Here is a 12,746-nt window from a genome sequence, read left to right on the forward strand (position 1 = left end):
TCAGTGCTTATTCAACGCGACTTTGAGTCCTGGGTAACCTGACAAAAATGCCAGGTGCTCAGCGCGAAAAAGTGCCCTGCAGATGTTCTGCACGAAACTCCAGAGTCTGTGGCCGGTAGCCTGGGCGCAGGGGTGGCATTGGCAGGCACTCCTGCCAGTCGGCGCCAGGTTGCAGTTCGCCCGGGCCACGGTAGCGCGGTGCGGCATAGGTGTTTTCGGCAAGATTGACGGTGTCGCCAGGGGCGTAGGCCGCTGTCCGCCAGCGCAGCTCCAGCAGGGGCACGTCGTTGCCGTTGTTCATTTGTACGCGCAAGGGGCGGTCGGCCGGGCAGTCGTTCGGCGCGTAGCTCAGGCGCAGTTGCAGGCGAGCCAGCTGGCTGGCTTCGCGGTTGTCCTGCCAGACCACCCACAGCGCCACCAGCCCGAGGCCGAACAGCGCCGCCAGGGAAATCGGCAGGGCCTTGGCCGGGTAGCGCAGCAGCAGGACCAGCCAGGTGAGGACGAGCAGGGCGCCGATGATCATGGACGAGGCCTTGGATGCGGAGGTGCTTTTATCCTAACCGCAAACCGGGGTGGCCTCAAAAAGCATCGCGGGGCAAGCCCGCTCCCACCGGTGGTGCACAACCAGTGGGAGCGGGCTTGCCCCGCGATGAGGGTATTACTGCGCGATGGTCTTCACCGAAATCCCGCGTTCTAACGGCGTCGAGCGCCCATAGATATCTTCAAACCGCTCGATATCGTCCTCACCCAGGTAACTGCCCGACTGCACCTCGATGATCTCCAGCGGGATCTTGCCCGGGTTGCGCAGGCGGTGCACCGAGGCGATCGGGATGTAGGTGGACTGGTTCTCGGTGAGCAGGAAGACGTTCTCGTCGCAGGTCACCTCGGCCGTGCCCGACACGACGATCCAGTGTTCGGCGCGGTGGTGGTGCATCTGCAGCGACAGGCAGGCACCCGGCTTGACGGTGATGTGCTTGACCTGGAAGCGTCCGCCCATGTCCACCGAGTCGTAGGAGCCCCACGGCCGGTACACTTCACAGTGGTTCTGGGTTTCGCTGCGGCCCTGTTCGTTGAGGGTGTTGACCAGCTGTTTGACGCCCTGGACCTTGTCCTTGTGGGCAATCATCATCGCGTCCTTGGTCTCGACCACGACGATGTTCTCAAGGCCGATCACCGACACCAGCTTGCCATTGCCGTGGATCATGCAGTTGTGGCTGTCCTGGACCACCACGTCGCCCTTGGTGACGTTGCCGTTGCTGTCTTTCTCGTGCACGTCCCACAGCGACGACCAGCAACCGACATCGCTCCAGCCGGCACTGAGCGGCACCACGCAAGCGCGCTGGGTCTGTTCCATCACCGCGTAGTCGATGGAGTTGTCCGGGCAGCAGGCGAACGTGGCGTCGTCGATGCTCAGTTCGTCGCCCTCTTCCTGGCTACGTTCCAGGGTCAGCAGGCAGGTGTCGTAAATGTCCGGGTCATGCTTTTTCAGTTCTTCGAGGAAGCGGCTGGCGCGGAACAGGAACATGCCGCTGTTCCAGAAATAGCTGCCGGCCTGGACGAACTCCTTGGCGCGTTTTTCATCCGGTTTTTCGACGAACTGGGCGACGCGGCTGACACCTTCGGGCAACAGCGCATCCTGGCTCGATCTGATGTAGCCATAGCCGGTTTCCGGCTTGGTCGCCGGCACGCCGAACAGCACCATTTCGCCACGCTCGGCAGCCACGGTGGCCAGGGCCAGGGCGCGTTGCAGGGCTTTCTGGTCGTCGATCACGTGGTCGGCCGGCAGCACCAGCATCAGCTCGTCACGGCCTTCATTGACCAGTTTCATCGCCGCCAGCGCCACGGCCGGTGCGGTGTTGCGGCCGAAGGGTTCGAGCAGGATCGCCTGGGTTTGCAACTTCAGGTTGCTCAGCTGCTCGTTGACGATGAACTTGTGGTCCTTGTTGCACACCACCATCGGCGTATCCATGCCTTCGAACACCAGGCGTGACAGGGTTTGCTGGAACAAGGTGTGTTCACCGGTCAGGGCCAGGAACTGCTTGGGGAATTGTTTGCGCGACAGCGGCCACAGACGCGAACCGCTACCACCGGACAGAATGACTGGAATCATGAGTGTTCTCCGAAATTTGAAATAGGCAGTTGATTAACGGGTCGATACCGGGCGCTTGACCCAGACCGGCGACAGCTTGCTGCCGGATCCGGTGACGTAAAGCACCGCTGCTTCGCCGCGCTCCAGAGCCACCGGCTTCAGGTCGCTGACTTTCTTGTCGCCTTCATACAGCGCCAGGCTGACCTTGACCGGGTTGATCTCGCGCTCGCCACGGGCCTTGGCGGCCACCGGCTTGACCACTTCGGTCTTGCCGTCGGCGGTCTTCAGAGTCAGGGCCTGGTCGCTGAGGTTCTGTACGCGTACCAGGGATTTCTGCTTGTTCTTGAACGGTGGCTCCTCGACCAGTTGCGGTGTGCCCGCGGCGTTGTTGACCAGGGTGTAGTAATGGTCGGAGGCGAGCTTGACCGGCAGGCTCTGGCTGCCGAGTTTGGCGCTGTAGTCGCCCTGCGGCATGAAGCTGAAATCGCTGCTGGCCTGGGCCGCCACGTCGTTGATCTGGGTGTTGCCGACGCTGGCGCTCACCGCCTGGTTGCTGGCGTTGTAGATGCGCACGAAGGTCGAGCCTTTCGGCGCACTCGGGCCGTACAGGGCGGCATCGGCGCCGGCCCAGGCCTGCAGCGAGAGCAGGCTGATGCCGGCGGTCAGGGCAAAGGCTTTGGGAATACGGTGCTGGGTGGTCATGTGCGTTACCTCTCAGTGTTGCGTCCGATTGGACGACAGGGCCAGGTCGTGATTGGCATTACGGGTTTTCTTCAGCTGGGCGATCCACTGCGGATCGAAGTCGCTGAGGTCGTTTTTCATTGGCAGATAGCGTTCCGGGAACTCCCAGATCAGCACTTGCGGGGCGCTGTCCTTGAGGGCGTCGCTCTGCAGGTACTTGAGCATCGGCAGCAGCGGGCCATGGCCGTCTTCGGCGTAATTGACCACGTCACTGCGCAGTGCCTGCTGCAGGGCGCCGAGGAAGTTCCAGTTGGGGTTGGCGCTGTAGCTGGTACCGATCAGCGCTACCGGGATTTCGTTGTCGGCGAACAAGGCGTCGCCACTTCCACCTTCAGTTGCAGCCGGGCGGGTACTGCGCTTTTGCAGGGTGTCCGGCGGCGGCAGCAGGTTGCTGAACAATGGGTCGAGCGGCAGGAAGTTGGTCAGGTCGCCTTTGTACGGCGCGCTCTGGCGCTGTTCAGTGATGAATTGCTGTGGTTCACCGTTGAGCAGGTTCTGACGGCTGACGGCTTCAGCCAGGTGCTGGGCCGCCACCTCTGCGCCCAGTGGCGTCCAGTGCGTGTCGGTGCGCAGGAACACCTGGCCACGGGCCTTGGCGCTCTGCAGCGGGGTCAGCAAGTCGGGAGCGAAGACCCCGGCCTGACGGGCCTGGGCATGAAACTCGTTGTACAGGTCGTCGTGCAGGCTGGCCGGAGTCTGTTCGCCGAGGTACTCGCTGTACAGCCGCGCCTTGGCCGGGACGATCGCCAGTACCAGCTGCACGCCGCGCTGTTGCAGGGTGTCGCGTACGCCGCGGATCAGCGCGAGGTTTTCCTGTTCGAACTGATCGCTGTTGGCGACCGGTTTGAATTCCTCGTCGCTGAACAGCCACTGCTCGCGGCCCAGCACCACACCGGGGCGGCCTTCGTTGAACAGTTTGAAGTCCAGCGCCGCCCACAGGTTGGTGCCGATGCGCTTGAGCGGGAACTGCTCGTCGTAGTGGGTTTCGGCGGCCTTGGCCAGCTTGCCGTCGAGCACGCTCATCTGCGCAGTGCGCTGGAAGCTGCCCAGGCCCCCCAGCGACCACACACCCAGGGCCAGCAGCAGGGCGAGGAACAACACGGAATAGAGTTTGCGTAATGATCGGGTCATGGTCGGCTCACTCAGAACTGGAAGTAGAGAAACGGCGAGTAGCTTTGCGCCGAGAGTTTCAGGATCGAGGCAACGAACAGCATCAGCACCAGCGCGCGGGTGGCGTACAGGCCCCAGTCCAGGCTCAGGCTGCCGTCGGCGTGCACGGCTACCGGGCTGGCCTTGGGCTCCGGCTTGGCGTTGCGGTAGAAGTCGCGCAGGCCGAAGAACGCCAGGGTCGCGTAGGCCACCAGCAGGGTGGCTACCTGCAGGCCGGTGAGGTTGGCGCGGTTGAGCTCGGACAGCTGCCAGTCAGCGAAGCTGAACATGGCGCCGTACATACGTCCGGCCACCTCGAGGTTTTCGGCGCGGAAGATCACCCAGCCGACCACCACCAGAAGGAAAGTGAAGGCCCATTTCACCGGGTTGAAACGCTGCGGGTTGGTGTCCAGGCCCAGCGCTCGTTCGATGGCCAGCCACATGCCGTGCCAGGCGCCCCAGATGATGTAAGTGAAGTTGGCGCCGTGCCACAGACCGCCCAGCAGCATGGTCAGGAACAGGTTGCGGTAAGTGGCGACGGTGCCGCCGCGGTTGCCGCCGAGGGTGATGTACAGGTAGTCGCGCAGCCAGGTCGACAGGCTGATGTGCCAGCGCCGCCAGAACTCGGTGATCGACTGGCTGATGTAGGGCTGCTTGAAGTTTTCCATGAAGCGGAAACCCATCATCAGGCCCAGGCCGATGGCCATGTCGCTGTAGCCGGAGAAGTCGAAGTACAGCTGCGCGGTGTAGGCCAGGGCGCCGAGCCAGGCGTCACCGGTGGTCGGGTTCTGCAGGGCGAAGCAATGGTCGGCGACCACCGCCAGGGTGTCGGCGATGAACACCTTCTTGATGAAACCCTGCATGAACCGTGTGCAGCCCTCGGAGAACTTGTCGAGGGTGTGGGTGCGGTGGTTGAACTGGTCGGCCAGGTCCTTGAAGCGCAGCACGGGGCCGGCGATCAGGTGCGGGAAGATCGCCACGAAGGCGGCGAAGTCGATCAGGTTACGGGTGGCCGGGGTGTCGCCGCGGTACACATCGATGATGTAGCTGATCGACTCGAAAATGTAGAACGAGATGCCGATCGGCAGCAGCACGTGGGTAAGGATGAACGGCTCGAGACCGAACGAGGTCATGATCGCGTTGAGGCTGTCGACGCCGAAGTTGGCGTACTTGAAGTAGCCGAGGATGCACAGGTCGACGGCGACCCCGAGCAGCAGCCAGCGCTGGGCTGGTTTGCTGCGCACGCCAGCGGCGCCGACTTTCAGGCCGATCCAGTAGTTCCACAGGGTGACGGCGGCAAACAGCGCGAGGAAGTCCACTCGCCACCAGGCATAGAAGACATAGCTGGCCAGCAGCAACAGCGCGTTGCGATAGCGTTGTCCGCTCAGGTAGTACAAGCCGAGAAAGATCGGCAGGAACAGGAACAGGAACACATTGGACGAAAACACCATCCCGATCTCTCCTTGTCGTTATCCACAATCGGGGCAGCAGCCCCCCAAACCCCCCGTGAACAATCACCGGGGAAACCTTTGCACTGACACCGGTAGGAGCGGGCTTGCCCCGCGATTGCGGTGTGTCAGTTACATCGAATCGCGGGGCAAGCCCGCTCCCACCGTCATTTCTTTTGTGCGGTCAGCGGGTCGTAGACCCGGGTCAGATCACCGCCGAGACGGAAATTCCTGAACGGCTGCATGTCGTGCTTCTGCTTCAACACATCGGCACTGCAGCGGTAAAGGCTGCACCAGGGTTCGAGCCAGGCGTATTTGCTGTCGACCTTGAGGTCGCCCATGGCTTGCTTCTCGCCACTCTTGGCCTTGAACGGGCTCGGGTCTTTCGCCCCGGACAGCACTCGGTCGCCCAGGCGCTTGAGTGCGCCATTGTTCTCGGGGCGCACATCGACACCATTGGCCTGGGCGAAACTGGCAATCATCGCCAGCGGCGGCAGGGCATAATTGTGGTAGGCCAGGGCGCGTTGCTTGCGCTTGAGCTCGTTGGGCAGGAAGCCCTGGGCGTCGACCTGGTTGGCGGCCACCCGGTATTCCTTCAGCGACCAGTCGAACAGGTCGCGGCGGTCAGTGGCCACGGCAGTGGCCATCACCGACCAGGCGGCCCAGTAGGAGTGGTTGTTGATCTTCTCCAGGGGCAGATCGCTCCAGTCCTTGACCACCTGATCGGCCAGACGCGCGAACCATTTCTCGATCAGTTCGGCTTCCTGCTGATGCGCAGCCAGGGGCTGGGAATTGGAGAATTTGAGCTGCAGCCACGACGAGCTCAGGCTGCCCAGCGCCCATTTGCGCATGGACTTGCCGGTGTGGTTGTAGTCGGTGGACATCAGCGCATCGGCACGGGCCCAGCTGCCCAGCCATTCGAGGGTGCAGTCGAGCTGCTGCGGGCGGCCGTCGCGCATGTACTGCATGACCTGTTTGCTGACCCCGCGCTCAAGCGTGGTGATGCTCGCGGTGGAGTCGCGGAAGGCTTTTTCCGAGGCCTTGTTCAAGGTGGCGCGGGCGCTGTCCGAACCTTCGTACTTGCTGCGAAATTGCAGCTTGCCGGTGTAAGGCTTGGGGATCGCCTCGCACTTGTAGTCGCTGGGACCGGTCTTGAGTTTCTCGATCCCGGCGTAGTAACCCGGGGGCGGGACCAGCCCGGCAGCCTGTACGGCCGGGCCGAACAGGGCCAGGGCAAGTGCAAGTACCTTGAAGCCGCCCCTGTGGGAGCGGGCTTGCCCCGCGATTGCCATACCCGCCTCATCGCGGGGCAAGCCCGCTCCCACCGTGAATGTGTTGATGCTTTTCATAAACGACTCACTTCCGTTTGCAGAGCGTGGCTTCGACTTTCTGGGTGCCGCTCTCCGGGCCCTGAACTTCCACCGCGAGCAGGGTCTGGCTGGCCCAGTCTTCATCCTCGCGCAGCTGGAAGGCGAAACGGCCATCGGTGTCGGAGGTTTCCGGTTTTTCGATCTTCACGTCTTCATGACGGCCATTGAGGTACCAGAGCGTGGCCTGCAGCACCTTGACCGAGGTGTCTTCGAACCTGATGTCCAGCTGATGGCGGCCATTGGTCAGGTCCTTGATCACGCCACCTTTGCCATTGACCATCAGTTCGTTCTTGCCCGGCTTGAGCGTGGCATTGGCATGCATTTGTGCCGGCTTGCCTTCGCAGCCGTTGTCGAGCAGGGCGAGCATCTGCCGCCAGATGGTTTCCTGGTCCAGGCGATACAGCGGCGAGAATTCCCAGATGAGGATCTTCGGCGGGTTGTTCTTGAAGTCGTCGCTGCCCAGGTACTGGATCATCGAGCCTTCCAGGCCACCGCCAGGAAAGGCAACGTTGAGCACGTCGGCGCCGATGTACTGTTCGAGAAAGCCCGAGAAGTTGTAGTTCTTGCCGCTGTGGCTGGTGCCGACCAGGGTGATTTCTGGATTACCGGAATCGCCGAACAGGTCGTCGCTGCCACTTTCGCCCTTGGGCTCGGTGACGAACTGGTCCATGTACTGCACTGCATAGCTGGTGCCGCACAGTTGCCCGGCGACGTTGTGCAGGGTGCCGGTCTTGCCCATGCGCCCGGATTTGTGGCTTTCGAATTCGCGCCGCGGAATGTCGGCGAAGGCCGGCATCTTGTGCACGGTGTCGGCGACGATCTTCGCCGCACGCTCGGCGCCATAGGGCGTCCAGTGCTGGTCGCCACGGAAGTAGAAGTCCTTGCCCTGGTCAGCGGCGGCCAACTGCTCGTTGGTCAGCGGCGACAGGTCGGGCACGTTGTAGCCCATCTTGCTGAAGCGGGCGAGCATCGCCTGGTAGTTGCCCAGGGCTTTCTCGTAGTTGAACGCGGCTTTCTCGGCCGGCTTGAGCATGTTGCGGTTCACCAGGCCACGGGTTGGCTGATAAACCACCACCAGTTCAATGCCGCGTGCCTTGAACGCATCGTGCAGCTGCTGCAGGCGTTTGTAGCCGGCGGGGGTGGTCTGGAACTCGGTGCGCAGGTCCTCGCGGGTACGGAACAGCCAGTCACCCTGGGCCTGCACCAGGGTGGTGAAGTTCTGCTGGTAACGCGTGGTGTAGCGGCTGGCGTCATGCGCTTCGGGGCACAGCTGGCAGCAGGGTTCGGCGCTGAAGGTCGGTGCCTGCACGGTGTCGGCATGCGCGCTGTTGCTGATCGCCAGTAAGGCAGCGCTCAGACCAAGCAGTTTCATCATATGTGGAGTCATGTCGTGGCTTCCTTAATCCGCCATTTCGGTCTGGCGCTCGACCGGGTCGATCAATACCGCTTTCTGCTGGCGCACCATCAGGTCGAGGATCTCGTCCTGACGCTCACCCAGCACCCCGGAAAAGCTGATGCCGCTGGCCTTGCTCGGGGCCAGTATCGAGACCCGGTACAGTTCCACGCTCAACGGCGAGTCGATTGACAGCGGGCCGCTGCCGTTGGCCGCCAGCTCACCGCCGACGACGATCAGCGAGACCTTGGTGTCGAACGGGTCGAGGGCGATGTCGCGGTCGGTGTCGGAGAGGTCCTTGATGTGCCCGTAGACACCGACCAGGCCGTTGGCCATGGCGACGTTTTCGTACAGGCGGATGTTGACGCTGTTGCGCACGCGAATGCCGTGGCGGCGGTTGTTGATCAGCTTGTTGCCCCAGATCAGGTTGTCGCCGCTCTCGTACAGGGTGATGCCGTCGGTGTGGTTGCGGTAGATCTCGTTGTAGGCGATCAGGTTGTTGACGCTGTTACGGTCGATCACCACGCCCGAGAGTTTGTTGTCGTAGCTCTTGTTGTTGATGATCCAGCTGTCGTTGACCTCACGGGAGACGATGATCCCGTGCTTTTTCTTGGTGCCGTACACGGTGTTGCCGGCGATGATCAGACGGTGCGAACGGTCGTGCGGGTCGATGCCGTAGACAATGTTGTCGCGGTAGGTGCTGTCCTTGACCACGAAGTCGCTGGTTTCGTAGCAGTAGAAGCCGTACCACATGTCGCTGAATTCCGAGCCGATGATCCAGCCAGTGGGTTCGGCACGACCCATCTGCTTGGCCATGTTCGGCGTGTACTGGGAAATGCTCACCCCGTAGGACTTGCTTTTGGCATAGCCGAAGCTGGCCATCTGGCTGTTGACGATATAGGTCTCGGTGCCGCCCCAGGACAGCAGGAACGGGCGGAACTCGTTGGGCGAACGGAACGTCGCCGGGCCGTTGTCCTTTTCGCGCCAGCCGGTCACCTTGGTGTCGGTGACGAACAGTTTGCCGTCGTTGACGAGGAAGGCGCCGCCTTCCTGGGAGAGGCGCAGTTCCTTGACCTTGGCGTCGATCTCCAGCACGCCCTTGGCGCCGACCACGATCGGCAGATGCGCCAGGTACACGCCCGGCGAAGTTTCGCTCAAATACTGCTTGGGCACGCGCTTGCTCAGTTCAGTGAAATCGACATGGCCGTCATCGATGAAGATCGCCTGCGGGATGCCGTGCTGACGCGCCACCCACTCGGCCATCTTGTTGTCGCCGCCGATGAATTCCTTGAGCGCATTTTCCTGCAGCATGCGCCGCACCGAGACCTTGCCCTTGTGCGTGCGCTGGATCTTTTTCTGCACAGCCTCGGCGCTGTAGCCGGACAGGTCGGGCAGGGTCGGCGCGGGAATCTGCAGCGGCTCGATCGGCGCGCTGCTGACGGTGTAGGTCTTGGCCTGTTGCAGTCCTTTGGCCACCGGCACCGGTGCCTGGCTGTTGGCCAGGGCGATGCTGCTGGCCAGCAGCAGGCTGCCGGCCAGCAGGCGCTGCAGGGTGTTCGATTGAAGGCTCATATCAGTGCACTCCAGGCATCAGAAGCGCCAGACCACGTCGACAAAGGCGCGGTGCATGTACGAGTCCGCTTCCTTGCCATAGGCGTCACCCGGCTTGAACACGCCAGCGCGCAAGCGCACCAGCGCCGACGGCTCGTCGATCGACTGGCTCAAGCCAGCCGGCAGCAGGCCCTGCTTGAAGTACTTGGTGACCACCACGTCCATTTCCTGGCCGAGGTCTTTCTCGCCCTGGATCAGCGGACGGTTGATGCCGTTGTCTTCGACCACCGCGTTGATGCCGCTGCTGCCGATGTTCTGGTCGCCATCGACGCGCCAGAATTTGTGGTAGATCAGGCTGGCGTCGTAGTCGTCGCGCAGTTGCCAGGAGGTGAACAGGGTCGCCGCCTGGAGGTTGCCGAGCTCGCCACGGAACGCTTCACCGAAGCGGTGTACGCGCGAGCGGGTGCCGGTGAAATTGGAGCGGTTGCTCTCGAGGCCGGTTTGCTCGTAATTGCCCGAACCGTCGCTGCCACCACCGCCGCTGCCGCGGGCATAGGCGGCGCCGACTTGCCAGTTGGGATCAAGGCGCAGGCGGATACCGAGGTCGGTGGCCCAGGCGTTGACGTCACCGCTCTGCTTGCCGCTGGCCACTTGCTCGCCGTTGACCGTGGTGGTGTTGAGGCTGTCGCGGTCACCGCTCAGCCAGGTCACGCTGCCCCAGTAGTTGACGCGGTTCTGGTTGCGCCAGTTGTAGGCGTCGCTGTTGGCCTCAAGGCCCAGCCAGGTGAGGTCGCCGGTGCGGGTCTTGTCCAGCGCATCGACATTTTCGCCGGGGCTTTTCAGGTTGCCGTCGTCATGGGTGTGGTGGGCGCGCAGGCCGACCCAGTGGCCAGGTGTCCACTGGGTGGCGATGTCGCCGTAGACGTGCAGGCGGTCCTTGTCTTCCGGCGCCAGCTCGGTGAGGTCGGTGCGGTATTCGCTGAAGCGTTCGGCAACGCCGAGGTTGGCGCGTAGCAGGGTGGTGTCGAAGGTCCAGTTCAGCGCTTCGATGTTGGTGTCGCGCCACATGCCGTCGTCGTTGCGCAGGCGCTGGCGGCCGAAGCGCAGCTGCTCGCCGGGGTAGGCGGTCAGGCCGCTGTAGCCGACCCAGAACTCACGCATCGCCAGGTAGCTCTTGTCGGCTTCGCGGCCGTCGGCACTGCTGTTGTCAGATTCGGCTTCGTCACCGGACTGGCGCAGGGTATCGGTCTCGATGATATCGGTGGCCGCCACCGCCTGGCCCATGGCGAAGGCGCTCCAGTTGCCGCGCTCGCCATAGACCCACGGGCGCAGGTCCAGACCCAGGCCGTTGACGTCGCCGCCGGAGCGGGTGCCGAGGTCGCGGTCGTCTTCGGACTGGGCGGTGATCTTCACGTCCAGGCCGAAGTTCTTTTCAGCGGTCATCGCCGCCAGGGTCGGGCACGACCAGAGCAGGGCGAAGCCAAGGCCGAGACCGGCTTTCATCCACGGATTGAGTGTCATAGGGAGTCCTCGCCTTCTACGGGTTCTTGCACAGCCTGCATGGCCAAGGCAGCTGCGCCCTGACCGATGGCGCCACGGGCCTGGCGCTCTTGTTGCAACAGGCGTTCGGCCTGAGCTTTCTGCGCTGGATTGAGTTGCTGGTCGAGCCGGGCGGCCAGCTCACGCGATTGGTCGCTGGGGTTGGCTTGCGCCAGCTGGCTGAAGACCCAGGCGTTGACCAGGTCCTGGCGGATGCCGTGGCCTTCGCTGAACAACTGCGCCAGGGCGTAGTCGGCGCTGAGCTGGCCGCCGCGGGCGGCAGTGAGCAGGTGGTCGACGGCGTTCTGCGGATCGACGTTGCCCAGGTAGCCGCGGCGATAGAGCTGTCCGAGGTAGTAATGGGCGCTGACTTCCCCGGCATTGGCGGCGCTGAGCAGATGGTTTTCGGCCTTCTGCGCGTCGGCCGGTACGGTCTTGCCTTCGTAGTACAGGCGACCGAGCAACAGTTCGGCGCGGGGTTGTTCCGCCGCGCGGCCCTTGTCGATGTATTCCAGCAACTTGTCGGTGTCGCCAAGCTCGGGGAAGTCATAGAGCAGTTGCGCCAGGCTGACCCAGGATCCGGGATTGACCGGCGCAACCTGTTCGAGCAGGGCCTTGGCGGTTTTCTCGTCGGTCTGCCCGAGGCTGCGGTCGGCCAGGACGCGGGCAACGCTGTCGACCCGGGTAGCCGGGATCGCGCCGCGCTGGTAGGCGCTTTTCAGCTGCTCGATCAGCGCCGCTTGTTGATCAGCCTGGCTGCGTTTCTGGTAGACAGTTGCCAGCTCGACGTAGCAGATGTCGGTGCTGGTCAGCGCGGCTTTGCAGATTCGCTCGACTTCGGCCAGGTGCTGGTCGTAGGTATTCTGGGTGCGGTACAGAAGGATCTGGGCCAGGCCTGCTTCTGGATAGCCGGCGGCGCGCCACTGATCGATCTGCTGTTGTGCGTTGGTGCCGGGGAAGCTCTGCGTGTATTGCAAGTAGAGCATCGCCAACGGGATCAGGGTGTTGCCCTCGCCATTGGCGAAGGCTTTTTTGAGCAGCGTTTCAGCTTCCTGGCGTTCGGCTTGAGTGGCGTCTGGCTTGGCGGCCAGCAGACGACCAAGGCGAGCCTGGGCGCGCGGCGAGATATCGGCGGCGGCGCGGTAGGTCGCTTCGGCTTGCTTGAGCTTGGCCGGGTCGCGGGTTTCCATCTGGATATCGGCAAGGCCCACCTGGGCCTCGCTGTAACCGAGGTCGGCCAGTTGCCGGTAGTTTTGCTCAGCCAGGGCCGTGTCGCCGCGCTTGAGCGCTTCGTTGGCCAGGCGCTGGTCGGGCAGGCCGGCACAACCGGCCAGGCTGATGGCCAGAGCCAGACCCAGGGCAGCACAACTGTGGGAGCGGGCTTGCCCCGCGATAAAGGCAGTGAAGTTTCTAGAGCAATCGCGGGGCAAGCCCGCTCCCACAGGGTAATTGGCATGGTTCATGGG

The 12,746-nt window shown here is 63.1% G+C and carries 10 protein-coding genes; all 10 read right to left on the bottom strand.

What is annotated here, in order from left to right; all coding sequences use genetic code 11:
* Positions 1 to 58: 58 nt before the first annotated feature.
* The 10 genes from NPS47_RS16155 to algK all read right to left on the bottom strand — a co-directional run bounded on the left by NPS47_RS16155 (position 59) and on the right by algK (position 12,743).
* The gene (locus tag NPS47_RS16155) at positions 59 to 523 is read right to left on the bottom strand and encodes a multidrug transporter (RefSeq protein ID WP_274295849.1); all 465 of its coding nucleotides are present in this window, start codon (positions 521 to 523) and stop codon (positions 59 to 61) included.
* A gap of 135 nt (positions 524 to 658) precedes the next feature.
* Positions 659 to 2,110 carry a mannose-1-phosphate guanylyltransferase/mannose-6-phosphate isomerase gene (locus NPS47_RS16160; RefSeq protein WP_274295850.1) on the bottom strand — a complete coding sequence of 484 codons (1,452 nt, stop codon included), beginning with the start codon at positions 2,108 to 2,110 and terminating at the stop codon, positions 659 to 661.
* Positions 2,111 to 2,143: 33 nt separating this feature from the next.
* Entirely contained in the window at positions 2,144 to 2,791 is a 648-nt protein-coding gene (locus NPS47_RS16165; protein WP_274295851.1) for an alginate O-acetyltransferase AlgF, read from the bottom strand.
* A 12-nt stretch (positions 2,792 to 2,803) separates the two neighbouring features.
* The gene (locus NPS47_RS16170) at positions 2,804 to 3,961 is read right to left on the bottom strand and encodes an alginate O-acetyltransferase (RefSeq protein WP_274295852.1); all 1,158 of its coding nucleotides are present in this window, start codon (positions 3,959 to 3,961) and stop codon (positions 2,804 to 2,806) included.
* A gap of 11 nt (positions 3,962 to 3,972) precedes the next feature.
* On the bottom strand, positions 3,973 to 5,430 hold the full coding sequence (locus NPS47_RS16175) for an MBOAT family O-acyltransferase (protein WP_274295853.1): 1,458 nt from the start codon (positions 5,428 to 5,430) through the stop codon (positions 3,973 to 3,975).
* Between the two features lie 164 nt (positions 5,431 to 5,594).
* A complete protein-coding gene (locus NPS47_RS16180) occupies positions 5,595 to 6,719 on the bottom strand; it encodes a mannuronate-specific alginate lyase (RefSeq protein ID WP_274295905.1) in 1,125 nt (374 codons plus the stop codon).
* 64 nt (positions 6,720 to 6,783) lie between these two features.
* Complete coding sequence (locus tag NPS47_RS16185) at positions 6,784 to 8,184, bottom strand: alginate O-acetyltransferase (protein WP_274295854.1); 1,401 nt, start codon at positions 8,182 to 8,184, stop codon at positions 6,784 to 6,786.
* A 12-nt stretch (positions 8,185 to 8,196) separates the two neighbouring features.
* Complete coding sequence (gene algG, locus NPS47_RS16190; RefSeq protein ID WP_274295855.1) at positions 8,197 to 9,762, bottom strand: mannuronan 5-epimerase AlgG; 1,566 nt, start codon at positions 9,760 to 9,762, stop codon at positions 8,197 to 8,199.
* A gap of 18 nt (positions 9,763 to 9,780) precedes the next feature.
* A complete protein-coding gene (locus tag NPS47_RS16195) occupies positions 9,781 to 11,262 on the bottom strand; it encodes an alginate export family protein (protein ID WP_274295856.1) in 1,482 nt (493 codons plus the stop codon).
* Positions 11,259 to 12,743 (bottom strand): alginate biosynthesis TPR repeat lipoprotein AlgK, encoded by a 1,485-nt coding sequence (gene algK, locus NPS47_RS16200; RefSeq protein WP_274295857.1) that lies wholly within the window; start codon positions 12,741 to 12,743, stop codon positions 11,259 to 11,261. The genes NPS47_RS16195 and algK overlap by 4 nt, the downstream gene beginning before the upstream one ends.
* Positions 12,744 to 12,746: the final 3 nt, after the last annotated feature.

Source organism: Pseudomonas putida, from assembly GCF_028682475.1.
GTDB classification, from domain to species: Bacteria; Pseudomonadota; Gammaproteobacteria; order Pseudomonadales; family Pseudomonadaceae; genus Aquipseudomonas; species Aquipseudomonas putida_AG.